Here is a 24,854-nt window from a genome sequence, read left to right on the forward strand (position 1 = left end):
AAAACTGAGCCAAGAAAAATTGATGAATAGCGAAGTGGAAATAGAATCCGAGCAGGCCGCGCCCGCGAATGCCGCCGAAGTGGTGCTGGCCTGTCGCGAGCTGCGCAAGCACTACCGCCAGGGCAACAGGGACCTGGAAGTACTGTGCGGCGTCGAGCTGGCAGTGCGCAAGGGCGAAAAACTGTCCATCGTCGGCGCTTCCGGTTCCGGCAAGTCGACGCTGCTGAACCTGCTCGGCGGGCTGGATACACCCAGCTCCGGCTCCGTGCACGTTGCGGGTAAAAACCTGGCCGAGCTGGATGCCAACCAGCGCGGCTGGCTGCGCAACAGCAGCCTCGGTTTCGTCTACCAGTTCCACCACCTGCTGAACGAGTTCTCCGCGCTGGAAAATGTGGCCATGCCGCTGCTGATCGGCAAGCGCCCGGTGGCCGAGGCGCGCGCGGAGGCCACGGAAATGCTGGAGGCCGTCGGCCTCGGTGAACGCCTGAGCCACAAGCCCTCGCAACTCTCCGGCGGCGAGCGCCAGCGGGTTGCGATCGCGCGCGCGCTGGTCACTCGCCCGGCCTGTGTGTTGATGGACGAACCCACCGGCAACCTCGACCGCGCCACCGGCAGGGAGATTCACAAACTGATGGACCGTCTCAACCGCGACCTCGGCATCAGTTTCGTGATCGTCACCCACGACCCGGACCTGGCTGCGGCGCTGGACCGCACCCTGCACCTGATCGACGGCAAGCTGGAGAGTGACTGGCACCAGGGTGACCATGTTTAGGCCGCTGCCCGCGTTTATCGGCCTGCGCTACGCCGGCGCCCAGCGCCGCGGCGAGGACTCCGCCGGGCTGGTGTCGTTTATCTCCGGGCTGTCGATGATCGGCCTGATCCTGGGTGTGGCGCTGATGATCGTCGTCATGTCGGTCATGAACGGTTTCGACCGCGAGTTGCGCGAGCGCATCCTCGGCATCATGCCGCACGCCACCATCTACAACGCCAGCGCCGATATCGACTGGCCGGCGGTGCGCGACCAACTGGCGGCCGAGCCGCAGGTAGTGGCCGCCGCCGAGGTGTGGCAGGTCAATGCGCTGGCCCGCAAGGGCAGGGAGGTTGCGCCGCTGCTGGTGCAGGGCATCAATCCGCAGACCATTGTCGAGGTCTCCAATATCGGCCAGTTCCTGGCGCCGGAAAGCCTGGCGACACTGACCAATCCCGCCGAAGCCGGTGTTATCCTCGGCCGCGGTATCGCCGACAAACTGGGCGTGAAGAAGGGCGAGCACCTGTCCCTGATCGTGCCCGATAGCGGCGGTGCCGATGGCGGCCGCCGCGCCGCGCACCTGGCGGGTTTCCGGGTGGTGGATATCTTCCACTCAGGCACCGCGCTGGACCAGTCCCTGGCGCTGGTGGACTGGCAACAGGCGCAGTCCCTGGCCGCTGGCGCCGGCGGTGCCGGTGTGCAACTGCGGCTCGAGAATATGCTCGACGCCAACTGGATCATGCGCCAGTTGCTGGGCCAGCTGCCGGCACAGAACTTCTACGGCAACGACTGGAGCAGCACCCACGGCAACCTCTACCAGGCGATCCAGATGTCGCGCAACCTGGTGGGCCTGCTGGTGCTGCTGATCATCGCCATCGCCGCCTTCAACGTGGTGTCGACACTGGTGATGGTGGTTATCGACAAGCACAGCGATATCGCCATTCTGCGCACCATGGGCGCCAGCACCCGCGAGATACTGCTGACCTTCGTCAGCCAGGGCGCGCTGGTGGGCCTGGTGGGCGCTGCGGTCGGCGGCCTGCTGGGTGTGATCGGTTCGCTGGTGGTGACGGACCTGGTATCGGCGATCGAATCCCTGTTCGGGATACAGTTCCTGAAATCCGACGTCTACCCGGTGGACTACCTGCCGTCGGAGTTGCAGTGGGGCGATGTGGCCCTGGTGGTGGGTGCCGGCCTGCTGCTCAGCCTGCTGGCGACACTCTACCCGGCGCTGCAGGCGAGCCGGGTACAACCGGCGGCGGCGCTGCGGCACGAGTAGGGTGCGCCGTGCGCACCGGCTGGCGGCGTGCGCGCAGCGCCCCCTGCGAGGGCCAGGCGATCAGAAAAACGCTACCGGAATCAGCCGATCACCGAGCGCTTCTGGATCCGCAGCTTCCACCGCTTCACCACATGCCAGCGCCACAGCGCCTGCATCGCAAAGTAGGACACGGCGGCGAAGAAAATGCCGGCCAGCAGCGAGCCGAAGAACAGCGGCAGCCAGATTTTCCCCACCTCTTCCGACAGCCACTCCCAGGAAAGCTCGATCCTGAAATCCAGCGGCGGCGTTCCCAGCAGCCAGGTGCCCAGTTTGTAGGTGCTGTAGAAGATTGCCGGCATGGTCACCGGGTTGCTGATCCACACCAGGATCATTGACAGCGGCAGGTTGCAGCGGAACCACAGCGCCAGCAGCGCGGCGATGATCATCTGGCCCGGCAGGGGCAGGAAGCTGGTGAATACACCCACGGCAAAAGCCACGGACACCGAGTGTCGGTTCAGGTGGAAGAGGTTGGGGTCGTCCAGCAGCTTGCCGAGAAACTTCAAGCCACTCTTGGCGCGAACCTGTTCGGGTGTTGGCAGCCAGCGCCTGATAATACTCTTCGGCATAACTCAATCTATCCGGATCGGGCAGCTAACCAATCAATTTCGTCGTCCAGGGAAACAGAGCGTGTACCGGGGCCGGCTCCCTGAGCCGCCACCGGTAAGCATAGAGTGTCCCGCCCGGGTCTTGCACCGGCGGGAGCCGGCGCGGCGGCAAACGCCGCGCGGGCGCTATTATGCCCCCATCGGGGTTACAAGACTACTCTCCCGGGGAAAGTCTCCCTCTATGACTGATTGTCAACAATAGTCGCCGTTTTGGCCTATTGACCACCATAAGTCTGTGCTTTACTGTTTTCACCCTATAAGATTGTCGACAATGTTGAGCCCTTGAGGAGCACCAGGCCGTGGAGAACGCAGAGGCAAAGCCGGTGGAGAACAGCCAGAGCCTGGCCGAACGGCTGTTTGTGACCCTGCGTGGTGAAATCGTCGACGGCACCATTCCCGCCGGTAGCAAGGTCAGTGAGCCCGAGCTGGCACGGCGCTTCGAGGCCAGCCGCGGCAGTCTGCGCGAAGCGGTAATGCGCCTGGAATCCCTGGGGCTGCTGGAGCGCCGGGTCAATGTCGGCGCGCGGGTCGTCGACCTGACCGAGCGCGGCCTGCTGGAACTCTACGACGTGCGCGAGGCGCTGGAGGGCATGGCCTGCCGCCTGGCGGCCACGGAACGCAGCGAGGAAGACCTGGTCGAGCTGCGCCGCATGCTCGCCCGCCACGAACAGCAGGAAGAGCTGCAGGCCGGCACCGGCTACTACCAGCCGGAAGGGGATTTCGACTTCCACTTCCGCATCGTGCAAGCCTCCAACAACGACCTGCTGATCGACACCCTCTGCAACCGCCTCTACTACCGCGTGCGCATGTACCGCTACCAGTTGGGCATGTTCAGCCCGCGCGCGCAGCGGGCCTTCCGCGAGCACAGCCATATTATCGAAGCCATCGAGGCCGGCGACGGCGAACTGGCGGAGATCCTGATGCGGCGCCATATCCGCGCGTCGCGACTGAATATCGAGAAGAAACTGACACGAGGTAGTCCATGAGCCAGACACTGACCGCCGGCGGCCGTTTCCGCCGCGCTCTCGCCGACAACAAGCCCCTGCAGGTGGTCGGCACCATCAACGCCTACAGCGCCATCATGGCCGAGCGCATCGGCCACCAGGCGATTTACCTGTCCGGCGGCGGTGTCGCCAACGCCTCCTACGGCCTGCCGGACTTAGGGTTAACCAGCCTCAACGACGTGCTCGAAGACGTGCGCCGCATCACCGCCGCCAGCGAACTGCCGCTGCTGGTGGATATCGACACCGGCTGGGGCGGCGCCTTCAATATTGCCCGCACGATAAAAGAAATGATCCGCGCCGGCGCCGGCGCCGTGCATATCGAGGACCAGGTGGCGCAGAAGCGCTGCGGCCACCGCCCGAACAAGGAGATTGTCTCCAAAGAGGAGATGGTCGATCGCATCAAGGCCGCCGTCGACGCTCGCACTGACGACGACTTCTTTATCATGGCGCGCACCGATTCCTTCGCCCAGGAGGGCCTCGATGCCGCCATCGACCGTGCCCAGGCCTGCATCGAAGCCGGCGCCGACGGCATCTTCGCCGAAGCCGTCACCGAACTGGAACACTACCGCGCCTTCAAGGATGCGCTGAACGTACCGATCCTCGCCAACATCACTGAGTTCGGTAAAACCAGGCTCTACAACAAGGCGGAACTGGGCGAAGCCGGCGCCGACATGGTCCTCTACCCGCTGTCCGCCTTCCGCGCCATGAACAAGGCGGCGGAAAACGTCTATACCAGTATTCTCGAAAACGGCGACCAACAGGCCGTGGTCGACACCATGCAGACCCGCGCCGAGCTGTACGACTACCTGAACTACCACGAGTTCGAGCAGAAGCTGGACGAGCTTTTCAAGAAGTAGGTATCACCGGTCGTCATCCCGGACTTGATCCGGGATCCAGAGCGGAGCCGCTGGGAAGCACGGCACTGGATACCGGATCAAGTCCGGTATGACGAAAGCAGTAAATCGCAACCATCGTCATCCCGGGCTTGACCCGGGATCCAGAACGGAGTCGCCGGAGGTACAGCACTGGATACCGGATCAAGTCCGGTATGACGAAAGCAGTAAATCGCAACCATCGTCATCCCGGGCTTGACCCGGGATCCAGCACGGAGTCGCCGGAGGCACAGCACTGGACACCGGATCAAGACCGGTATGACGAGAGCAGTGAGTGTGATCAACCGTCATCCCGGGCTCGACCCGGGATCCAGAGCGGAGTTATCGGACGGCACAGCACTGGATGCCGGATCAAGTCCGGTATGACGAAAGCAGTAAATCGCAACCATCGTCATCCCGGGCTTGATCCGGGATCCAGGACGGAGCTGCCGGAAGGCACAGCACTGGACACCGGATCCTCTCCGGTATGACGAAGCAAAAAACTCTTTCCTAAAAAAGGGGAATCAAAGATGGCAGAGAAAAAACAGGGAGGCGCAGGCCTCCGCGGCCAGGTGGCCGGCAAAACCGCACTGTCCACCGTCGGTGTCTCCGGCTCCGGCCTGACTTACCGCGGCTACGACGTCAAAGACCTGGCGGAACACTGTGAGTTCGAGGAAGTCGCCTACCTGATTTTCTACGGTGAACTGCCCACCCGCGCGCAACTGGCGGACTACAAAGGCATCCTGAAAGCCATGCGCGGCCTGCCACAGGCATTGAAAGAAGTCCTCGAACGCATCCCCGCCGACGCCCATCCGATGGATGTGATGCGCACCGGCTGCTCCATGCTGGGCAATCTTGAGGGCGAAGAGTCCTTCGACCAGCAGCAGGAAAAAGCCAACCGCCTGCTGGCCGCCTTCCCGTCCATCATCTGCTACTGGTACCGCTTCAGCCACGACGGTGTGCGCATCGAAACCGAAACCGACGACGACTCCATCGGCGGCCACTTCCTGCATATGCTGCGCGGCGAGAAGCCCAACGCATTGCATGAACAGGTGATGAACGTCTCCCTGATCCTCTACGCCGAGCACGAGTTCAACGCCTCCACCTTTACCGCCCGCGTTTGCGCCTCGACCCTGTCCGACCTGTTCAGCTGCATCACCGGCGCCATCGGCTCCCTGCGCGGCCCCTTACATGGCGGCGCCAACGAAGCGGCGATGGCACTGATCGAGCGTTTCTCCTCCGCCGACGAAGCCGAGAAAGAACTGCTGGGCATGCTCGAGCGCAAGGAAAAGATCATGGGCTTCGGCCACGCGGTCTACACCGAATCCGACCCGCGCAACGCCATCATCAAAAAATGGTCCGAGAAACTGGCCGCGGACGTGGGCGACAACGTGCTCTATCCGGTCTCCGTGCGCTGCGAGGAAGTCATGTGGCGCGAGAAGAAGCTGTTCTGCAACGCCGACTTCTTCCACGCCTCCGCCTATCACTTTATGGGTATCCCGACCAAGCTGTTCACCCCGATCTTCGTAATGAGCCGCCTCACCGGCTGGGCCGCCCACGTATTCGAACAGCGCGCCGACAACCGCATCATCCGCCCCAGCGCCGAATACACCGGCCCGGAACTGCGCGAAGTGACGCCGATCGCCGAGCGCGGCTGACCCTGGGACCGCGTAGCCCGGATGCAGGCGCGCAGCGCCGGAATCCGGGAGGGGCCGCAGACGGCAGCCAATCCCGGATTGCGCTGCGCTCCATCCGGGCTACAAGCCTGGGACCGCGGAGCTCGGGAGCGCCCGCCGCCAGCTCCGCTTGCGGGCCGCAGTCTCGCCGTAGGAGCCTGCCTTGCAGGCGAATGGCTACGGAGCACCGCTCCTTTCGCCTGCAAGGCAGGCTCCTACAAAATCCATGCCGGAAATTGACCGCAGATACGTTTAGACAGATTTACCAAATGATGAACACCGAACACCGCAAAAACCTCCCCGGCACGGACCTCGACTACTTCGACACCCGCGCCGCCGTAAACGCCATCCAACCCGGCGCCTACGAAAAACTGCCGTACACCTCGCGCATCCTGGCAGAAAACCTGGTCCGCCGCTGCGATCCGCAACAGCTCACCGACGCGCTGAAACAGATCGTCGAACGCAAACGCGACCTGGACTTCCCCTGGTACCCGGCCCGCGTCGTCTGCCACGACATCCTCGGCCAGACCGCCCTGGTGGACCTCGCCGGCCTGCGCGATGCCATCGCCGAAAAGGGCGGTGACCCGGCCAAGGTCAACCCGGTAGTACCGACACAACTGATCGTCGACCACTCCCTGGCCGTCGAACACCCCGGCTTCGAAGAAAACGCCTTCGAAAAAAACCGCGCAGTGGAAGAACGCCGCAACGAAGACCGCTTCCATTTTATCAACTGGACCAAAACCGCCTTCGAAAACGTCGACGTCATCCCGCCCGGCAACGGCATCATGCACCAGATCAACCTGGAGAAAATGTCTCCGGTTGTTCAGGTTAAAGATGACGGTAAAGGCGGAAAGGTAGCCTTCCCGGACACCTGCGTCGGCACCGACAGCCATACGCCGATGGTGGACGCCCTCGGCGTGATTTCCGTGGGAGTAGGGGGCCTGGAAGCCGAGAGCGTGATGCTCGGCCGCGCCTCCGCCATGCGCCTGCCGGATATCGTCGGCGTGGAGCTGACCGGCAAACTGCAGCCGGGCATCACCGGCACCGACCTGGTACTGGCCCTGACCGAATTCCTGCGCCGCGAGCGCGTGGTCGGCGCCTACCTGGAATTCTTCGGCGAGGGCGCCTCCAGCCTGAGCCTCGGCGACCGCGCCACCATCTCCAACATGACCCCGGAGTACGGCGCCACCGCCGCCATGTTCTCCATCGATGAGCAGACCATCGACTACTTGAAGCTGACCGGCCGCGACGACGAGCAGGTGGCGCTGGTAGAAAAATTCGCAAAAGAAACCGGCCTCTGGGCCGACAGCCTCAAGGACGCCGAATACGAGCGCGTCCTGAAATTCGATCTCTCGTCGGTCGGCCGCAACCTGGCCGGCCCCTCCAACCCGCACGCGCTGCTGCCGGCCGCCGAACTGGTCTATCGAGGAATCGCGAAAGGATGGGAAGAGAAAGAAGGCGAGATGCCCGACGGGGCCGTAATCATCGCCGCCATCACCAGCTGCACCAACACCAGCAACCCGCGCAACATGATTGCCGCCGGCCTGATCGCCCGCAACGCCAACAAACTGGGCCTGGTCCGCAAGCCCTGGGTGAAATCCTCCCTGGCACCGGGCTCCAAGACGGTAAAAATGTACCTGGAAGAAGCCGACCTGCTGCCGGAACTGCAACAGCTGGGCTTCGACGTGGTCGCCTTCGCCTGCACCACCTGCAACGGCATGAGCGGCGCGCTGGATCCGAAAATCCAAAAGGAAGTCATCGACCGCGACCTGTATTCCACCGCCGTACTGTCCGGCAACCGCAACTTCGACGGCCGCATCCACCCCTACGCCAAGCAGGCCTTCCTGGCCTCGCCGCCTTTGGTGGTGGCCTACGCAATCGCCGGCACCATCCGCTTCGATATCGAGAAGGATGTGCTGGGCCACGATAAAGACGGCAACCCGATCACGCTCAAGGATATCTGGCCGAACGACGAAGAGATCGATGCGATCGTCAAGCAGAGCGTAAAGCCGCAGCAGTTCCGCGACGTCTATATCCCGATGTTCGACCTGGAGAAGGGCGCGGAAGAGAAGACCGAGCCACTGTACGACTGGCGCCCGCAGAGCACCTATATCCGCCGCCCGCCCTACTGGGAAGGTGCGCTTGCGGGAGAGCGTGCGCTAAAAGGTATGCGCCCGCTGGCGGTACTCGGCGACAATATCACCACCGACCACCTGTCGCCGTCCAACGCCATCCTCGCCAGCAGCGCTGCCGGCGAATACCTGGCGAAAATGGGCCTGCCGGAGGAGGACTTCAACTCCTACGCGACGCATAGAGGCGACCACCTCACCGCCCAGCGCGCCACCTTCGCCAACCCGAAACTGCTGAACGAAATGGTGCGCGACGAAAACGGCGAAGTGAAACAGGGCTCCCTGGCCCGCATCGAGCCGGAAGGCAAGGTAACCCGCATGTGGGAAGCCATCGAAACCTATATGGAACGCAAACAGCCACTGATCATTATCGCCGGCGCCGACTACGGCCAGGGCTCGTCAAGAGACTGGGCTGCAAAAGGCGTGGCACTGGCCGGAGTGGAAGCCATCGTCGCCGAAGGCTTCGAACGCATCCACCGCACCAACCTGATCGGCATGGGCGTACTGCCGCTGCAGTTCCAGGAAGGCACCACCCGCAAGACCCTGGGCATAGACGGCACCGAGACCTTCGACGTACTCGGCGAACAAAAGCCGGGCGCCACCCTGACGTTACTGATCCACCGCAAAGACGGTGAAACCATAGAAGTCCCGGTAACCTGCCGCCTGGATACCCAGGAAGAAGTCTCCATCTACGGCGCCGGCGGCGTACTGCAACGCTTCGCCAAAGACTTCCTCGAAGCGGAAGCAACAGCCTGAGTTCAAAAAAAGTCGTCATGCCGGACTCGATCCGGCATCCAGCGACGAAGCCCTGGATCCCGAGGCAAGCCCGGCATGACGAACGAACACACAGGATGCGCCGTACGCACCACACAACACTGTAGGAGCCTGCCTTGCAGGCGAAGAAGCGAAGAACCACAGAACCGTAGCCCGGATACAGCGCAGCGGAATCCGGGGCCCAAGGCCCCAGGAACCCCGGTTCCACCCAAACATCCAGAATTTGTAGCCCGGATGCAGCGCAGCGGAATCCGGGACCCAAGGCCCCAGGAACCCCGGTTCCACCCAAACATCCAGAATTTGTAGCCCGGATGCAGCGCAGCGGAATCCGGGGCCAAGGCCCCAAAATCCCCGATTCCACTCCACCCCATCCAGGCCACCGGAGAGAACCATGAAATTCCCCCCCCAAATCAAAATCCCAGCCACCTACATGCGCGGCGGCACCAGCAAAGGCGTCTTCTTCCGCCTCCAAGACCTACCGGAGCCCGCCCAGATCCCCGGCCAGGCCCGAGACAACCTGCTCCTGCGAGTCATCGGCAGCCCCGACCCCTACGCCAAACAAACCGACGGCATGGGCGGCGCCACCTCCAGCACCAGCAAGACGGTCATCCTGTCTAAGAGCGAACAGCCCGACCACGACGTGGACTACCTCTTCGGCCAGGTCTCCATCGACAAACCCTTCGTAGACTGGTCCGGCAACTGCGGCAACCTCACCGCCGCAGTAGGCGCCTTCGCCATCAACAGCGGCTTCGTCGATGCCAAGCGCATTCCCGGAAATGGCCACTGCACCGTGCGCATCTGGCAGGCCAACATCAAAAAAACCATCATCGCCCACGTTCCCATCACCAACGGTGAAGTGCAGGAAACCGGCGATTTCGAACTGGACGGCGTCACCTTCCCGGCCGCCGAAGTCCAGATCGAGTTTATGGACCCGGCCGGCGAGGGCGCCATCTTCCCCACCGGCAATCTGGTGGACGACCTTGAAGTGCCCGCTGATGTTGTAGAGGGGGGCACCCTGAAAGCCACCATGATCAACGCCGGCATCCCCACAATCTTCGTCAACGCCGACCAGATCGGGTACGAAGGTACCGAATTGCAGGAAGCCATCAACAGCGACGACAAGGCCCTGGCCATGTTCGAAAGCATCCGTGCCCACGGCGCAGTGAAGATGGGCCTGATCGAAAAGGTGGAAGACGCAGCCAACCGCCAACATACCCCCAAGGTCGCCTTCGTCGCGCCGCCCAAGGGCTACACGGCATCCAGCGGCAAGCAAGTGGCAGCCGATGATATCGACCTGCTGGTGCGCGCCCTGTCCATGGGCAAACTGCACCACGCCATGATGGGCACCGCCGCCGTCGCCATCGGTACCGCCGTGGCCATTCCCGGCACCCTGGTGAACCTGGCCGCGGGGGGAGGGGAGCGCAATGCCGTGACCTTTGGCCACCCGTCCGGCACCCTGCGCGTCGGTGCGGAGGCGGAAGCCGTCAACGGCCAGTGGACTGCAACCAACGCCATTATGAGCCGCAGTGCGCGGGTGCTGATGGAGGGCTGGGTACGAGTGCCCGGGGATTCCTTCTAAGGTGGCTTTGCCGGGTGTAAACTTTGTGTAGCACCTGTTAGAGGCCCCTGATATGTCCGCATTATTGAAACAGCTGGAAGAGCAGGCCAGAGCGCTGAGCGCCGAAGAGCGGGCCCAGCTGGCCGAGTTCATGCTTGAGTCCCTGAGCCCGCTCACTTCCGAGATAGAGTCCGCCTGGGACGAGGAAATCGAACGGCGCGTAGCGGCTTTCGATCGTGGAGAAGTCCCAGCCTGCGCGGCGGAAGATGTATTTGTGGAGGTCCGGCGGATCTCACTGTCCAGGAGGTAAAACGCGGACGCTGTCTCTCTCCTGAATTACTACAGCTAATCCACCAGTCGTACAGTCTTCGGGTCATAGGTCGCATTAGTAATCGACTCATCCCGAATACGCTGTACCGCCTCATCAATCACATGTAGCGGCACCAGGAACCATTCCTTTGGTTTTACGGGGTGGCCAAAGCGGTCATTAATTGTGAGATCAATCTGTGCCGGCGCAAAGATTCGGTGGAGCAGTCCTTCCAGCTTGGTACGGTTGATGCCCGCCAGTTTGTAGCTGGCAATGACTTCTACATCCGCGAGAAGGTAGGTTGCATCATGCGCTGCATTGGCAATTCGGGCTTCTACCTTGCCGCCGGTGACGCCGATCTTGTGGATTAGTTCACGATGCTCGACAACAAAGGGGTGCTTGGACTGGCTGCGAAGCACATAGATGGTACCGCTTTCGATGTCATCGTCCTCCAAGGTTCCTCCAAATAGCGGTCCAGCGTCTGGGTCACTTATCCGGCGGCCCGTCTCATCCTTGTATAGGGCGCGTTGAAGTGATCTCAGGAGTAGATTGCTTTCGGTTCCATTGGAGTAAATCACACGAAGGCGAGCGTCATTCTCACCATTGGGAGCCTTGATGGTTTCGCCTACCTCGGCTACGTAAGTAAGCTGGCCGTTCAGGATGAAGAAGTTGCCTTCTTCAATGCTGGCATCTTTTGCAAAACGACGGGTTTGCCGGATGTCAACCTTGAGGTCGCTCTCAATTTGGTCAAAAAGAGACTTGAAGCGGTCAAAGTCTTCACATTTTTCCCGGTTGGCAATTTCTTCAGCAGCTCTGATTTCAGATCTGGAGCGGACATGGCGCAGTTCCGTGATGTCAGACTGGCCTGCAGCTCCCTCCAGTTCCGCGAGTAGATCGTCATCGTCCACCATTTCTGCAGATTCCGCCGCCTTCATTTCGGCTCCGTCCAGTAATCCCTGGTGGTCGTATGGGGCTAGCATGGCACGTAAATCTTCCTGTGTGCGCAACCGATCAAGCCTTAAGGCGTACAGGCGCTCGAAGATGTCCTTGTCTTCACCGTGCAGGGGGCTGCGCCCCTCTTGCTCAACAAAGCGCTGAATTTCCTCGAAGCCAGCTATAACGCGCTCTTCACGAGCCGATAGCGCTTTCTTTTTTTCCGGCTGCGCAAATGCATCAAGTTCGGCGCGCAGATCGTCTAAATCACTCATAGCGGCCCTCGTCTTTAAAGCGCACGAAAGCGGCGGCACCTTCGGCCATGCGTTGTTCCCAGGGGTCTGCTGCACTCACTGAAGGCAGCCGCCCACGCTCTTTCTTGAATTTCACAGCCCTGATGGCGAGCTCTTTGGCTTCCTCGGGTGCCAGGCTGGTACGTTTGGCTGAAATTGCCGCAGCCACCTGCTTCAGGCTGTCTTCGCTCATGGTTTTGGCGAGAATAGCGTAAGCTTCACTGAAGGGGTTGATGCTGTCGATCAGGTCGATGTCCAGTTCGCGGACGTCCATGGCAAACTTGCGCACACCGGCAATCAGGGCTGTGTTGGGTTTTGTTTCACCGTTGTCGTCATCTCCGCTCTCTGTCAGAAGTTGCTTGGCTTGCTGAGTGAGGTTCAGGGCGGCGATGGCGTGCTGGCGAACGGCTTCCTGATCTGCTTCGTCCAGCTCCGGGTACTTTTCCTTGATGATTTTGCCCATGCGCACCTGAGTTAGCTCCTCAGGAATCATTTCCTCGTCGAACAAGCCCTTTTCCACAGTCGTCTTGTCCTGAACAAAGCTGGCGATCACCTCGTTAAGGTCCTCCTGGCAAATACGAGAGGCCTCTTCGCTCTTGGGTTCGGCAAGACCCTTGATTTCAATTTGATACTGCCCGGTTTGCTCGTTAATACCGACATTGCACTTGTCAGGATCGTAGCCGCCTTCGCCGTAGTTAAACCCCTCTTGAGGTCCGCTGGTAGGATTCTTTGGCGTGAACTCGAACCGTGGAGCCAGGACTTGTTCCATCAGCAGGCTGGCAGCAATGGCCTTCAAGGTATCATTGATAGCCTCGGTAACCGCCTGTTCAGAAGCATCGGGTTCGGCGATCAGGTTGGTGAAGCGTGCACGGGTTTTGCCCGGTGCATCCCGGGTGGCGCGACCGATAATCTGGACGATTTCAGTGAGGCTTGAGCGATAACCGACGGTTAGCGCATGTTCGCACCAGATCCAGTCGAAACCTTCCTTCGCCATCCCAAGAGCGATGATGATGTCCACGTGGTCGCGATTGTTCTTCTGCGCCGGGTTTTTCAGTGCGGCAGATACCCGATCACGCTTTGTGGGGTCATCGTCCACCAGGTCGGCAATACGCAAAACTTGACCATCTGAGGTCTTGACCAACTGGAACCCGGTCGCTGGATCAGCGCCTTGCCACTCACCCAGCGCCTCAATGATGTGCTCTACCTCCCGGATCTTGTCCTTGGTGCTTTCCCGGGAGTTGACGTTGGGAATATGGATAATGGTCTTCTCAGAGGGATCGAGGACCTTGAGGATTTCGTCGGCATAGGAGCCAGAATAGAAGAAATAGCCGATATCGAGCTTTTTCAGATACTCGTAACCATTGAGCTGTTCATAGTAGGTATAAGTTACGGTATCAAAACGGGCTTCATCCTGCGGAGCCAGCACGGCTTCGGCATCCCCGCGGAAGTAGGAGCCGGTCATGGCCACGATATGCACCTTGTCGCGGGCGATGAATTCACCCAGATGAGTACCGAGCCTGTTGTCCGGGTTGGCCGACACATGGTGGAATTCATCGACAGCAACCAAGCGGCCATCGAAGGCCTCTACGCCAAACTGGTCCACGGCGAAGCGGAAAGTAGCGTGGGTGCATACCAGCACCTGATCGTCGCTTTCCAGGAAAGCGCCCACGGATTTGACCTTGCCGCCATTGTCGGAACCTGGGGCATTACACAGGTTCCATTTGGGTTCCACCTTCCAATCGGCCCAGAAACCGAACTTGCTCAGGGGTTCGTCATTGAAGCTCGAACCGATGGACTTTTCCGGCACGACAATAATGGCCTGTTTGAGACCCTGATTTTGCAGTTTATCCAGGGCAATAAACATCAATGCCCGGCTCTTGCCCGATGCTGGTGGCGATTTAATCAGCAGATATTGTTCGCCGCGCCGCTCATATGCTCGCTCCTGCATCGGTCGCATGCCGAGCTCATTGGATTTGGTTGAGCTGCCGTTACCGGCATATGCAACCGATACGGAAGGGATGGACTGGGTCATTGATCAACCTCTTCAAGCAAGCTATTCGGGTTCCAGACTTTTTTTTGCTATCTGCCGATACAACTCGCCACGCTCCTCTATATTGTTCTTCTTGAAACTAGTTATCGCCGAAAAGGGAAGACCTTCTTCCTTCATAAAGCGAATAAAGCCCGGATTATGTTCATAGCATTTCGGGTGTAGAGATTTGGCCAAGATATTCTGGGAAAAATACTGCTCCAGCTTGTCTATATAGGGCTTGTCGTTGTAGCTGGCATTAAACGATTTCGGTAGCAGAAGGAGCCCGCCAATACGGTTGCGCTGTTCGGCAAAGTCAGCCGGGTGTTCGAATTCATCGGTATGGCGGTCGAACTGGTCAGCCCAGATATGTTCAATTTCATACTTGACGCTGCCACCCCCCACCAATTCTTCAAAGCAGGGTGCCATGCCAGAGCTAACGGCAACGTAATCGGTGATCCGGGCCAGCATCCGGTGAAGCACTTTGCGATTCTGCTGATGCAGATACAGCCCTACACCCTGACGGTGATAGTCGCTGTTGTTGTCGAAGTTTTCTTCTTCGGCCTGCAATTTATCGAACAGTACTTGGGCTAGATCATGAGCATCCAGTCCGCGGATATCGCGCATCACCAGAAACATCGCATACTGCATGGTGGAATAGGCAATGCTACGGAAATTCCAGAGTCGCCAAGTCAGCAGAATGTCGATAAATTTTGCGGTAATACGGGTTTTTTGAGTGATTTCATTTTGCGCGTCACTTGGCTTCAACGGTGCCAGCAATAGCATGTGTTGCAAAGTAAAGCCGTTCCAGGCGTTGTAACAAACGTGCTCCAATCCAGTAGTTATTTGCTCTGAAGCGTCCAGCAGGTGCAGATACTGCTTGGAGTAGAACTCAAAGTCCGTACTAAGAAATCTCAGGTAGTCAGATGGTTTGTCCAGCCCCACTTGGGCTCTGGCATCTCGAAGCCAACGGTGATATTCGGTGCCAATACGATCAAAGTCTTCTTGTTTCGCTCCCTTTTTACGTTCACGAATTTTGGTGGCGTATTGGCTGCGCAGCCAGGCTTTGAAGAAGTCCGCCTCTACCTCCTTGCCCCAGTCGGTGAGCTTACCGATGCGCAGTTTCCAGCGGTTATTGGCTTCAACTCGATAGTCTTCATCAATATTGGCGAGCAGATAGCCTTTGAGCATATCGGTGGGGTTAAGCGACAGGCCCCGGTCGTTCATGGTCTCGAAGATGGTGTAGGCATCATCATCGGAATAGGCGGTAATTTCTACCAAGTGCACATTGCTGAGCAGCCAATCGACAAAGTAGGGCAGCGCCCGCCCGCGCAGTTCCTCCGGGAAGGCTGTATCAATGTCCTGATAGCGGTTATACAGATTGTTCACAGATTCCGGCGCATCGCTGACGTCAAAGTTACGCCCTTCAAACAAGGCTTCCATGCACGCCATGCGCTCGTCGACTTCGATATTGAAGGATTTTTCCCCGTACTGTTCGGAAAAGATCAGTTCTTCAATCTGTACCATGTCAGATCGCTCCCGTTGCAGATTGTGCAGTAGGATCACGAACAGCGACAGGCTGGTCAGGCGCTGCTGGCCATCGACAATAAAGCTGGCACTGTCTTTCTTACTGATAATGATGGAGCCCAGAAAGTAATGAGGATAATCGGCCACTTTCTTGCGTTCATGGCCCTCGTCAAATTCTTCCAGAAACTTGGCCACCAGATCGTTGACCAGCTCGGCGGCTTGTTTTTCGCCCCATTTGTATTCGCGCTGATAGTAGTCGATTGAATATTTGACTCCTTTCAGCAACTCGCGGACTGTTTTGGCTTTGCCAAGAATTTCCCTCATGCTTCTCCCCTCAAGAAACTAGATGCGTGAGCATAGTTCTCGTAATCATTGATCACTTCCTTTGCTCTTATTCTTAAGTTCTTGTTCAAGCTGTTCGATCTCCTTCAGATCAGCGGTATCGGCCTCCTTGGCTTCTGCGGTACGCCGCTGCTGGTCGAAAACCTCATAACGTTCACGAACAATCTTCTCCATTTCTTCTCGGCTGACAGAGCCGGCACCTTCGAGGATGGGCTGGTCATTGAAGGCCAGCATCTTATCGACGTTGTTACGCCAGAAATCAAGGGTCAGCTCTCTCTGTTGCTTGACCCGCAGTTCAGCCTGCTCGAGGAAGATCACCACCAAGCGGTTGAGGGTGTCAATTTCGTCGGCACTCAGGTAGTTCTTGGCGATGATGACATCCTGCTTGCGCACCCGCGAACCGATCCAACTGGTCAACGCCATATTGGGCTCGCCGGGGTTTGAGCGTTTCAGGATCAGCTCTGCGGCAGTGTGGCCGGTGGTGGCAAAGAGAAGCTTGTTCTGGGCCTCGGCAAAGAAAAGGGCGGTCTCCTGTTCGCGGGCTTGGTAGTCGGAGCTGAGGGCGAAGAGATCGCGGACTTTTTGGTAAAAGCGCTTCTCGGAGGCCCGTATATCCCGAATGCGTTCAAGAAGCTCGTCGAAGTAATCCCATCCACCGGGGTTCTTCAGGCGCTCGTCATCCATCACGAAGCCTTTGAGCAGGAACTCCTTCAGGTTGGTGCTGGCCCATTGGCGGAATTGGCTGCCCCGGGGGGAGCGTACCCGGTAACCGATGGCCAGGATCAGGTCGAGGTTGTAGTAGCTGATCTTGCGGCGGACCTGTCGGCCGCCCTCGGTTTGAACTGTCAAGGATTCCTTGACAGTTGCCCCCTCGCTTAACTCCTTGTCTTCAAAGATGTTTTTCGCATGCAGGGAGACATTCTGCTTGCTGGTCTGGAACAGTTCAGCGATTTCCAACTGGGTCAGCCAGACGCTATGGACCTCCACCCGCAGGTTGAGGCGGGTTTGGCCGTCGTCGGAGGTATAGAGGATCAAGTCGCTCATGAACGGGCCGTCCTGCGCTTGCCGGGCTGTTTCACAGCCTCCTCAGTGGCGGTCATTTTGGTGTACAGCTCGAACAACTTTTCCAGTCGTTCAGTGTCGTTCTTGAAGCGGCGACCGATATAGATGCGTTCCAGCACCTCGTCGTTGCGCTCGTGGGCTTCGCGCAGATCGGAGGGCATCTTCTCAGGGTCGTAGAGATCGGCGATGGTCGCCGGGAAGTGGGCCTCGCGGGCCAGCAAAATATCTTCGGCGCAGCGGGTTAGGTCCGCCTTGTTCTTCTCGGTCAGGGTGGGGACTGGGAAAGTGTTCCAGCCGAGGGTGTTGGAGTAGCGAAAGTCGGTTTTCAGCTTTCCGCATACTGTTCCTACCCATACGATGTGCAACCGAGATGTGATAATGGTCATTGCCCACAGAGGGGTATTGTAAACAGCGAAGGCGAGATTCGATATTACGGTTCCTCTAGGCAATATTCCGCATGGCAAAACGGGTCGCCTTTCTGACGACGCGCTAGGAACAATGATGGTAATGTCGCATTCTTGGTGAGGTCTGTAGACGAATTGATATGGGTTGGTTGCCTGCGCTACAGTCTCTTTTCTATCACTCTCTAGTCGAAATTCCCTAACTGCCTCTACTTTCTCCAAGATCCTAGGGTTGCTCGCAGCTGCTTTTTCATCACTAGGGTTGATCCAAAGGCACGATCTCTGAATTCCGTTGATGTACTCCCTTGAGCCAATATAGTTGTATATGTACCTCTCAGATTCCGGATCACCAGCTAAAATTTTCTCCTTTTCAGCCGATGACACCACTAGGTTTCCACCATCAATCGGCTGATTCCCAAAAGTCATTTTGGGCAAATCAGAGATAGGCTTAGATGACTTCTCTACATGAATATTCTTCCCTGAGACTAAGTAAGCATTAATATTTCCAGCTTCCTTGGCAATCAATTCGCCTCCATCCCCAACAGAGAACAGGAGTCGAGGTCTATTTATGGTCTTTGATATACCGATGATGGCTACGGTTACGCCAGCATTATGACTGGCTAAATTAGCCCACTTAAAAGACGTGTGACCGAAGGCTATTTCGTGCCCAGTACCGAAAATCTTTGGCCACAAAAGAGCTACCTGCCTACCTTGGCAAATCGAATTTGTTGCCACAAATGCCGTAGCCGTATTAGTTGCAGTCCCATAATCTGCCGCTTTCATGAACCAACCGGCAACATAATCCAAGGACTTCCACCCGTTGAGGCGTCGTTCAAAAATAGCCTTTAAGTCTGCTTTTTGCTCTTGAGACTGCCCTTGACTACCAAGATACGGAGGGTTCCCGCAAATATAGGTCTCGCCGCCCTCATTTTCGAAATCGATCTCGGCCTGATCCAGTGGCGTTTCAAACAAGTCATCAGCTAGGTGCCTCACGCCTGTTCCGGTAGGCGGACAGATGCTCAACCAATCCAGTCGCAAGGCATTGCCGCAGGTAATCCAGTTTTCCGCATCCAGTGGCAGAAACTCTTGCAGTGCTTCTTTCTGACCGCGATAGCGGACATCGCACTGATACTCGGCAATGATCAGAGCTAAGCGCGCAATTTCAGCGGAGAAGTCACGCAGTTCGATGCCGCGAAAATTGGTCAGCGGGATATCGCTTTTGCGCCCATTCTCATCTCGGCGCTCGTTGATGGCGTTCTCGATTTCCCGCATCTGCTTGTAGGCAATCACCAGAAAGTTACCGGAACCGCAGGCCGGGTCGAACACGCGGATCTTTGCCATACGGTTGCGTAGGTTGAGGAGCTTGCGGCTATTATCACCGGATTCCTCTAGCTTCTCCCGTAGGTCATCGAGGAACAGGGGGTTCAGCACTTTCAGGATATTGGGCACACTGGTGTAGTGCATGCCGAGCGAGCCGCGCTCTTCTTCATCCGCGACCGCCTGAATCATGGAACCGAAAATGTCCGGGTTGATCTGGGTCCAGTCCAGGCTTCCGATATGGAGAAGGTAGGAACGGGAAATCTTGCTGAAACTCGGGACTTCAGTACTGCCAGAGAAGAGGCCCCCGTTAACGTAGGGGAAAGCATTGGCCCAGCGCGGCAGTTTGGCTTGCTCGCGCTCATCGTGCGCCGTATTCATGGCGCGGAAGATCTCGCTGATTACCTCATGGGTATTGGACGAGTCTCGCGCGCTCATTTGGCGAATGGTGTCGGTAAACAGGTCGGTGCCGCTGAAGATGTCGGTATCCTCAGCGAAGAAGCAGAAGATCAACCGGGCCATGAAATGGTTCATCTCATGGCGCAGATCTTCGGTTCCCCATTCCGGGTTGTCCTTCAGCAGCTCTACGTAGAGCCGGTTTAGGCGGCTGGTGGCGCGGATATCAAAGGCGTTGTCGGATATCTGCTTGACAGTGCTGATACCGGCCAGTGGCAGAAAGAAGCCGAAATGGTCCGGGAAGTCCTGATAGTTGCAGGCCACGGTATCACCGGTTTGCAGGTCCTCGGCCTCGAAGGAGGCGCCATCGGTGGCAAGGATAAAGCGCGCCTTCGCCCGGCTGGTCGCCGGGCTGGCTCTCAGGGCGATGAGCGCCTTGGGGACCTCCCCGTTATCTGCAACGGCAATGTGGATATGGTTGGTTTGCAATACGCCGCCTAGATCGGACTTGTTGGTGTTACCCGAGCGCAAGCGCTTGATGGTAGTGGCCTTGTTGCCAAAGGCTTCCAGAAAGGCGAAGGAAAACTCAGCCCTGTCAAAGGGCTGGAGTGCCAGTTCTGATATTGCGGCTTCAATTTCTACTGCATTCATGAATCCCGTCGCCCCGGTTACATCGATAAGCTGTGGATTGTATTTGCTGTTTAACTTCTTTGTCCGCTAACGCCCGATCTCTGCGGGATGCAGTCAAAGTGCGTGAATACCGTCACCATTGAAGCCCAGTGAGAGGGCGCAATGTTTCTTCATCTTCACTGTTCGTGGCCCAGTCTCTTTCGGCTTCCGGCATCTGGAGTATGCCGAGAATGTATGGGAAAGAAGGGTTGTCGACGCAGATTGCTGTTTCTTCCATCGGCATACCGTATGGTTCTTGTGGAAACCAGATTCGTGCATCCGTAGTGCGCCGGTCTGCGCCGCCATTCTGAGCCACTTCAGCGAGCAAGGATTGTGATGGTACCTCAACGGTGTTCTTACTGGTGGCAAAGTAACGCCCGGATTTATAGGCCCGCCCATTGGAGCGTGCCCATAGCAGAAAACCATCCCGAGCGGCGACAACCACTGTGCGGCGCGGGGCGATTTCGACCCATTTGAGGGCCGCTGCCATAGGCGACACGCCGTAGCGGTTGCAGCAATGGTCGAGCAAGTCGACATTCATTGACTGGCTGGTCAGCTGCGCGCGGAAATCGTCCAGCGGCATTAGCAGATAGGAGGCAAAAGTGTCCGCCTCGGCTTCCATTTGACGTACAGGAGAATCCCAGTCATACAGATCCCTTTCACTGCACTCGAATGCCTGCTGCAGATTCCTGTGTAGAACGAAATGCCCCAATTCGTGTGCCAGTGTGAAGCGAGTCCTGCCAGGGGAACCCTGCTCTGGGTTGTAGGCAATCATCCATTTACTACCGTCAGGCTTGGCTTTCAGGCAGCCTTCGAACCCATCCAGTGGAACCGATTTGATATCGGTGATGTAGGACTCAGGTGATATCTGCTTTGAATAATCCCGGGCTAACTGTTCGACATCAACGGGAAACCGGTCACGGCCATAGAAGTGATTCAGAATATGAGAGATACGATTGGCTTCAGCCTTGGGTTTATTATTCATTCATCTTCATCCCAGGCGTCCAACATCCTCTGCAATCGCTTCTTATCAGCGGAGGACAGCTTTTGGTACTTCCTGAAGAATGCTCGATCTTTCACCGATTCATCGGGAATGTCTGCCTCGGCATCCCAGAGATACTCTGGGGTGACCTTCAATGCCTCAGCGATCCGGTTGATTTTCTCCGCGGAGGGCTTGGGGTTATCCCTATTCTCCAGTTCCCAGATATAGCTTTTGCTGGAATCCGTCTGCGCAGCAAGGGTATCGAGGCTCATTTTCAGTTCAGTACGGCGGGCCCGGATCTTGTCTCCCAGTGGTGAAGCCATAGTACACCTCCCGATTAGTGGGAGGCGGATTGTACCTGCACACCGAACAAAAACATACCTATTGACAGTGCTTTGCCGGTGTGGCAGTCTGCACTCGATGTTCGGTGTATCGAACGAAAATGTTCCTGTATATGGTGATTCAGATGATCAATGGTGTGAAAGAAAGCGGGCGGCCCGCTGATAAGCCGTGGGTACTGGATGTGCAAGGTGAGCGATTCCAGTGGGATAAGCCTGAAGTGACCGTCCGGGAGGCCCTTGAGCGGGCGGGCTATGACCTTGGCCAGAGCTGGATTCTTACTTTGAAAGTCGGCGGGGAGCCGAAGAGATCGGTCGGGCTTGATGATGTGATCAACCTGACACATCCGGGGCTTGAGCGGCTGCGGGTGCTCAAGGGGCAGGTCAATAATGGCGATGCTGCATTGCCGAGACGGGAGTTTGAGTTACTGCCCAAGGATCATGCTTACCTTGACGGCCTGGGTTTTAGGTGGGAGACGGTGCAGCAGGGTAGAGAGCGGTGGTTGTTGTTGCGGGATTATGTCTTGCCTGCGGGGTATACCCAGACGTCCTGCACTATTGCAGTTTCGATTCCGGCGAATTACCCGGCGGCGAAGCTGGATATGTTCTTCTGCGCGCCACATTTGGAGCGGGTCGACAAAAAAGCCATTGATCGAACCGAGTCGAGGCAAGCCATTGATGGCGTGTCGTTTCAACGCTGGTCTCGCCACCCGGCGGCAGCTTGGAATGCCGATACGGACTCTATCCGTACCCATATGGCGTTGGTCGAAGAGTCCATTTGCCGGGAGGTGGAGCAATGAGCCAGCCAAGTTCTGTGCTGGTCGTGTCTGGCACTGACCACAAGACTTTGTATGACCATCTTTTTCCAGGGGATGGCCTTGAGGCGGCGGCCATACTGCTATGTTCGCGGGTTCAGGGACGTCGTCTCCGCCTGATGGTTAAACGTGTTCATTGTGTTCCTCATGACGAATGCGAGCGGTACGAGGATTGGGTTACATGGCCGGGGCAGCATATTGAGGATTGCCTGACGGAAGCCGAGGAGGATGACCTTTCCTTGATTCTGGTGCACTCACATCCCTTGGGCGGCAGCGCTTTCTCTGAGACAGATGACCAGTCGGATCTGGAGTTGCTCGACTCCTTGTTTCTGGCCAGGGGGCAAGGGCGGGAGGGGGAAATGCTGCATGGCTCGACCATCATGCTGCCCAACGGCTGGATGCGTGCGAGGGTCTATAACCGCGCTTTGCAGCCGGAAATGCTTAATCTGGTAGCGGTGGTGGGCGACGAGATCTCCTGCTTCTGGGCCGACAGCCCTCAGGGTTCAATTCCCATGGCTTTCTCTGAAGGTATGCGCGAACAGCTCAAGCGCTTGCATGCCGGTGTTGTGGGTGTGTCGGGCACTGGCAGTGTCGTTGCCGAACAGCTGCTCAGGTTGGGATTTGGAGAGATTACTGTGGTTGATCATGATGTTGTTGAGGGGAAGAACCTCAATCGCATCCTGAACTCCACTGCCCGGGACGCCGCGGCGGCGTCACCCAAGGTTGAGCTATTCAAGCGTGTGGTATCTGGGGTATCTCCGGGAACCCGGGTGAATGCGGTTTGTCAGGAGGTGGGAACCCGAGAGGCTGTTCAGGCGCTTTCGGGGGTGGATGTACTGTTCTGCTGCGTTGATACGGCGACAGGCCGTGATATCTGCCAGCGTCTCGCAACCTCATTGCTTCTGCCGCTTTTCGATGTGGGGGTAGTCATTCCCGTGCGGAAAAATAGCGAAGGAAAGACTGTTATTCAGGATATTCAGGGGCGAATTGATTACGTTCAGCCTGGAGGGTCAACTTTGCAGAGCCGCGGGGTATACACGGCGGATGATATTGCCGCTGAAGACCTTAGGAAAGTTGACCCAGAACGGTTTTCACAGCGGATTGAAGAAGGGTATATGCCGGGAGGCGGCGAGGAAGCTCCGTCCGTCATTAGCCTCAATATGAGGGCTGCAAGCATGGTGGTACAAGAGTTTATTGCAAGGACCTTTCCGTATCGCCTCGATGGCAACCGTCGCTATGCGCGAACCATGTTTGCCCTTGCCAGTGAAGAGACCGAGTACTTCAGTGAAGACAGTTTCTCGCCTGTTCGTTCTGAGCGCTACGCGGCGGGGCTTTCATCTCCCTTGCTGGGGCTTCCGATGTTGGAGGAAATGCCATGTGCAGCATAAGGGGATGGTTCAGAGGGTTACGACGCCGCTTTTATGCACTGTTCCCGGTAAAGCTGATGATTGTTGAGGGAGACCTGTTCCCCGGCCGGATTCCAAAGAGGCGCCTGGTATTGCTGGACGATGATGGTCCCTACGCTGCCGCAATGCTGTGCCCTTGTGGATGTAGAGAGGTTATTGAGTTGATGGTGATGGAAGGTGTTAGCCCGCGTTGGGATGTCTGGGTTGATGACCGGAGCAGGCCGACACTTCGCCCGTCGATATGGCGGCAATCCGGTTGTCGCTCTCATTTCTGGGTCAGGGGTGGTCGGGTGATTTGGTGTAAATCCGGATAAATTAGATTCTCAGAGGGCTTGATGCTTTTCTGCGCAAGCTGGCGCGAGGTGCTGTTCGTCTCAGAGGGAACTCCCCGTTCATGTCTGTCCAACAACTTCTTGCGCGCCTATATCAGGATCAGGCCTAATTGCCAGCTCCGTGAGGATATTAGGGGTCACACATTAGCCGGCCCCCTATATGCCCTGGTGCGGCTCGATGTCCGGCCCGCGCAGTTGCGCGTGGCGCTGATCGTTGAAGTACTGCTGGTTAAATCGCTAACGATTTTTCACGATCAACCGAATTTCTTTGTTATCTGGGAACAGTTGCTCGACAAATGCTACCGCTCGATTCAGGTCCGCCCAGCGGTGCGGCTCATTTCGGGTGGTGATTAACTGGGAAGCCTTTTCAACACCGCGAGCGTTCAACACAAACTCAATTTGGTAATAGCGTTTACCTTCGTGCTTCACACGGACCAGCTTCAGGCTGGAAACCTTGGCTCCCCCCTCTATCAAAAGCGTCGTTTCGCGAGTTGTTAGCGCCTGCATCGTGAATCTATCAACCGATTAAGTGAACATCCTCCGTATTGTGAATATCCTCAAAGCAGGGTAGCTATCATCGTTTTATCAATATAGTAGATTTTGATTGATCAATATGGTATATTTTGATAGATTGGTTGCCGTACCTTGGGGCTTTTCTGCGCAGGAGGCTAGGGGCGGGGCCTCGGCGAGGCTTCAGCGGTAGCTATTTGCTGACGAAGCAGTCAGCCTGCGAGGAGGTGGGATATGGCCGAAATAGACGAGCTGTTAGCCGCTATGCGCGGAGTTACCGAAAACGCGAGATTGCTATCCATGGAGCTGAGCGACTTCATCGCTGCCGAGTCGCTGTCCATGGCCGATGTGATGTCGGATTGGTTTGATCAGTGCCCGTCAGGGGATGGGCCGATTAGCGAGCGAGTCATTGCGCAGTTTGTCGAACAACGCCAAACCGCCACGCGTATCAAGGCATCCAGACTTTTTTCAGGGGTAGAGCTAGCGGTACTGAATGATTGGCAGGCGCAGGAAATCA

21 protein-coding genes are annotated in these 24,854 nt (G+C 57.6%); 12 read left to right on the forward strand and 9 right to left on the reverse strand.

Annotated features, from left to right (window positions below; genetic code table 11):
* Window positions 1-22 precede the first annotated feature (22 nt).
* Window positions 23-772, forward strand: coding sequence for a lipoprotein-releasing ABC transporter ATP-binding protein LolD (gene lolD, locus MWN76_RS15215; protein WP_250462572.1), 750 nt, complete (start codon window positions 23-25; stop codon window positions 770-772).
* Window positions 765-2,024 (forward strand): lipoprotein-releasing ABC transporter permease subunit, encoded by a 1,260-nt coding sequence (locus MWN76_RS15220; protein ID WP_250462575.1) that lies wholly within the window; start codon window positions 765-767, stop codon window positions 2,022-2,024. The genes lolD and MWN76_RS15220 overlap by 8 nt, the downstream gene beginning before the upstream one ends.
* Before the next feature lie 80 nt (window positions 2,025-2,104).
* Here MWN76_RS15220 and MWN76_RS15225 read toward each other — a convergent pair whose 3' ends face one another.
* Window positions 2,105-2,629 (reverse strand): DUF2062 domain-containing protein, encoded by a 525-nt coding sequence (locus MWN76_RS15225; RefSeq protein ID WP_250462578.1) that lies wholly within the window; start codon window positions 2,627-2,629, stop codon window positions 2,105-2,107.
* A 338-nt stretch (window positions 2,630-2,967) separates the two neighbouring features.
* On the opposite strand from MWN76_RS15225, the gene MWN76_RS15230 reads away from it, so the two are divergent.
* The 6 genes from MWN76_RS15230 (at window position 2,968) to MWN76_RS15255 (ending at window position 10,991) form a co-directional block, all read left to right on the forward strand.
* Entirely contained in the window at window positions 2,968-3,654 is a 687-nt protein-coding gene (locus MWN76_RS15230) for a GntR family transcriptional regulator (RefSeq protein ID WP_250462582.1), read from the forward strand.
* Window positions 3,651-4,529 (forward strand): methylisocitrate lyase, encoded by an 879-nt coding sequence (gene prpB, locus MWN76_RS15235; RefSeq protein ID WP_250462585.1) that lies wholly within the window; start codon window positions 3,651-3,653, stop codon window positions 4,527-4,529. The genes MWN76_RS15230 and prpB overlap by 4 nt, the downstream gene beginning before the upstream one ends.
* Before the next feature lie 545 nt (window positions 4,530-5,074).
* Window positions 5,075-6,202 carry a bifunctional 2-methylcitrate synthase/citrate synthase gene (gene prpC / locus MWN76_RS15240; RefSeq protein ID WP_250462589.1) on the forward strand — a complete coding sequence of 376 codons (1,128 nt, stop codon included), beginning with the start codon at window positions 5,075-5,077 and terminating at the stop codon, window positions 6,200-6,202.
* Between the two features lie 287 nt (window positions 6,203-6,489).
* Window positions 6,490-9,105: a Fe/S-dependent 2-methylisocitrate dehydratase AcnD gene (gene acnD / locus MWN76_RS15245; RefSeq protein ID WP_250462592.1), complete on the forward strand. Its 2,616-nt coding sequence runs from the start codon at window positions 6,490-6,492 to the stop codon at window positions 9,103-9,105.
* Window positions 9,106-9,514: 409 nt separating this feature from the next.
* Window positions 9,515-10,702 carry a 2-methylaconitate cis-trans isomerase PrpF gene (gene prpF, locus MWN76_RS15250; RefSeq protein ID WP_250462595.1) on the forward strand — a complete coding sequence of 396 codons (1,188 nt, stop codon included), beginning with the start codon at window positions 9,515-9,517 and terminating at the stop codon, window positions 10,700-10,702.
* 52 nt (window positions 10,703-10,754) lie between these two features.
* Entirely contained in the window at window positions 10,755-10,991 is a 237-nt protein-coding gene (locus MWN76_RS15255; protein ID WP_250462598.1) for an addiction module protein, read from the forward strand.
* Window positions 10,992-11,026: 35 nt separating this feature from the next.
* On the opposite strand, the gene MWN76_RS15260 is transcribed toward MWN76_RS15255, so the two are convergent.
* From MWN76_RS15260 to MWN76_RS15290, 7 genes are all read right to left on the reverse strand, one after another.
* On the reverse strand, window positions 11,027-12,196 hold the full coding sequence (locus MWN76_RS15260) for a GIY-YIG nuclease family protein (RefSeq protein ID WP_250462599.1): 1,170 nt from the start codon (window positions 12,194-12,196) through the stop codon (window positions 11,027-11,029).
* Window positions 12,189-14,246, reverse strand: coding sequence for a DEAD/DEAH box helicase (locus tag MWN76_RS15265; RefSeq protein ID WP_250462602.1), 2,058 nt, complete (start codon window positions 14,244-14,246; stop codon window positions 12,189-12,191). The genes MWN76_RS15260 and MWN76_RS15265 overlap by 8 nt, the downstream gene beginning before the upstream one ends.
* A gap of 21 nt (window positions 14,247-14,267) precedes the next feature.
* The gene (locus MWN76_RS15270) at window positions 14,268-16,091 is read right to left on the reverse strand and encodes a GmrSD restriction endonuclease domain-containing protein (protein WP_250462605.1); all 1,824 of its coding nucleotides are present in this window, start codon (window positions 16,089-16,091) and stop codon (window positions 14,268-14,270) included.
* Between the two features lie 45 nt (window positions 16,092-16,136).
* The gene (locus MWN76_RS15275) at window positions 16,137-17,153 is read right to left on the reverse strand and encodes a virulence RhuM family protein (protein ID WP_250462608.1); all 1,017 of its coding nucleotides are present in this window, start codon (window positions 17,151-17,153) and stop codon (window positions 16,137-16,139) included.
* Window positions 17,150-19,936 carry a class I SAM-dependent DNA methyltransferase gene (locus tag MWN76_RS15280; RefSeq protein WP_250462611.1) on the reverse strand — a complete coding sequence of 929 codons (2,787 nt, stop codon included), beginning with the start codon at window positions 19,934-19,936 and terminating at the stop codon, window positions 17,150-17,152. The genes MWN76_RS15275 and MWN76_RS15280 overlap by 4 nt, the downstream gene beginning before the upstream one ends.
* A 112-nt stretch (window positions 19,937-20,048) precedes the next feature.
* A complete protein-coding gene (locus MWN76_RS15285; RefSeq protein ID WP_250462614.1) occupies window positions 20,049-20,939 on the reverse strand; it encodes an ImmA/IrrE family metallo-endopeptidase in 891 nt (296 codons plus the stop codon).
* Complete coding sequence (locus MWN76_RS15290) at window positions 20,936-21,259, reverse strand: helix-turn-helix domain-containing protein (RefSeq protein ID WP_250462617.1); 324 nt, start codon at window positions 21,257-21,259, stop codon at window positions 20,936-20,938. Before MWN76_RS15290 ends, MWN76_RS15285 begins: the two co-directional genes overlap by 4 nt.
* Before the next feature lie 119 nt (window positions 21,260-21,378).
* On the opposite strand from MWN76_RS15290, the gene MWN76_RS15295 reads away from it, so the two are divergent.
* From MWN76_RS15295 to MWN76_RS21310, 3 genes are read left to right on the forward strand one after another with little or no spacing between them, the layout of a single operon-like run.
* Entirely contained in the window at window positions 21,379-22,074 is a 696-nt protein-coding gene (locus tag MWN76_RS15295) for a multiubiquitin domain-containing protein (RefSeq protein ID WP_250462621.1), read from the forward strand.
* Complete coding sequence (locus tag MWN76_RS15300; RefSeq protein ID WP_250462625.1) at window positions 22,071-23,477, forward strand: ThiF family adenylyltransferase; 1,407 nt, start codon at window positions 22,071-22,073, stop codon at window positions 23,475-23,477. Before MWN76_RS15295 ends, MWN76_RS15300 begins: the two co-directional genes overlap by 4 nt.
* A 56-nt stretch (window positions 23,478-23,533) precedes the next feature.
* A complete protein-coding gene (locus tag MWN76_RS21310; protein ID WP_486635043.1) occupies window positions 23,534-23,809 on the forward strand; it encodes a ubiquitination-like system serine protease family protein in 276 nt (91 codons plus the stop codon).
* A 255-nt stretch (window positions 23,810-24,064) separates the two neighbouring features.
* Here the strand turns inward: MWN76_RS21310 and MWN76_RS15305 are convergent, their stop codons facing one another.
* On the reverse strand, window positions 24,065-24,334 hold the full coding sequence (locus MWN76_RS15305; protein WP_250462627.1) for a hypothetical protein: 270 nt from the start codon (window positions 24,332-24,334) through the stop codon (window positions 24,065-24,067).
* A 237-nt stretch (window positions 24,335-24,571) separates the two neighbouring features.
* Here MWN76_RS15305 and MWN76_RS15310 point away from each other — a divergent pair.
* A partial coding sequence (locus MWN76_RS15310) for a hypothetical protein (protein ID WP_250462629.1) occupies window positions 24,572-24,854 on the forward strand: 283 nt, incomplete at its 3' end.

Origin of the sequence: Microbulbifer litoralis, from assembly GCF_023634065.1 — a bacterium.
GTDB lineage: Bacteria > Pseudomonadota > Gammaproteobacteria > Pseudomonadales > Cellvibrionaceae > Microbulbifer > Microbulbifer litoralis.

What these genes read in the sequence shown, in the direction of transcription:
- lolD (WP_250462572.1), top strand. Translation starts at nt 23, where the DNA reads ATGAATAGCGAAGTGGAAATAGAATCCGAGCAGGCCGCGCCCGCGAAT.
- MWN76_RS15220 (WP_250462575.1), top strand. Translation starts at nt 765, where the DNA reads ATGTTTAGGCCGCTGCCCGCGTTTATCGGCCTGCGCTACGCCGGCGCC.
- MWN76_RS15225 (WP_250462578.1), bottom strand. Translation starts at nt 2,629, where the DNA reads ATGCCGAAGAGTATTATCAGGCGCTGGCTGCCAACACCCGAACAGGTT.
- prpB (WP_250462585.1), top strand. Translation starts at nt 3,651, where the DNA reads ATGAGCCAGACACTGACCGCCGGCGGCCGTTTCCGCCGCGCTCTCGCC.
- prpC (WP_250462589.1), top strand. Translation starts at nt 5,075, where the DNA reads ATGGCAGAGAAAAAACAGGGAGGCGCAGGCCTCCGCGGCCAGGTGGCC.
- acnD (WP_250462592.1), top strand. Translation starts at nt 6,490, where the DNA reads ATGATGAACACCGAACACCGCAAAAACCTCCCCGGCACGGACCTCGAC.
- prpF (WP_250462595.1), top strand. Translation starts at nt 9,515, where the DNA reads ATGAAATTCCCCCCCCAAATCAAAATCCCAGCCACCTACATGCGCGGC.
- MWN76_RS15255 (WP_250462598.1), top strand. Translation starts at nt 10,755, where the DNA reads ATGTCCGCATTATTGAAACAGCTGGAAGAGCAGGCCAGAGCGCTGAGC.
- MWN76_RS15260 (WP_250462599.1), bottom strand. Translation starts at nt 12,196, where the DNA reads ATGAGTGATTTAGACGATCTGCGCGCCGAACTTGATGCATTTGCGCAG.
- MWN76_RS15265 (WP_250462602.1), bottom strand. Translation starts at nt 14,246, where the DNA reads ATGACCCAGTCCATCCCTTCCGTATCGGTTGCATATGCCGGTAACGGC.
- MWN76_RS15270 (WP_250462605.1), bottom strand. Translation starts at nt 16,091, where the DNA reads ATGAGGGAAATTCTTGGCAAAGCCAAAACAGTCCGCGAGTTGCTGAAA.
- MWN76_RS15275 (WP_250462608.1), bottom strand. Translation starts at nt 17,153, where the DNA reads ATGAGCGACTTGATCCTCTATACCTCCGACGACGGCCAAACCCGCCTC.
- MWN76_RS15280 (WP_250462611.1), bottom strand. Translation starts at nt 19,936, where the DNA reads ATGAATGCAGTAGAAATTGAAGCCGCAATATCAGAACTGGCACTCCAG.
- MWN76_RS15285 (WP_250462614.1), bottom strand. Translation starts at nt 20,939, where the DNA reads ATGAATAATAAACCCAAGGCTGAAGCCAATCGTATCTCTCATATTCTG.
- MWN76_RS15290 (WP_250462617.1), bottom strand. Translation starts at nt 21,259, where the DNA reads ATGGCTTCACCACTGGGAGACAAGATCCGGGCCCGCCGTACTGAACTG.
- MWN76_RS15295 (WP_250462621.1), top strand. Translation starts at nt 21,379, where the DNA reads ATGTTCCTGTATATGGTGATTCAGATGATCAATGGTGTGAAAGAAAGC.
- MWN76_RS15300 (WP_250462625.1), top strand. Translation starts at nt 22,071, where the DNA reads ATGAGCCAGCCAAGTTCTGTGCTGGTCGTGTCTGGCACTGACCACAAG.
- MWN76_RS21310 (WP_486635043.1), top strand. Translation starts at nt 23,534, where the DNA reads ATGATTGTTGAGGGAGACCTGTTCCCCGGCCGGATTCCAAAGAGGCGC.
- MWN76_RS15305 (WP_250462627.1), bottom strand. Translation starts at nt 24,334, where the DNA reads ATGCAGGCGCTAACAACTCGCGAAACGACGCTTTTGATAGAGGGGGGA.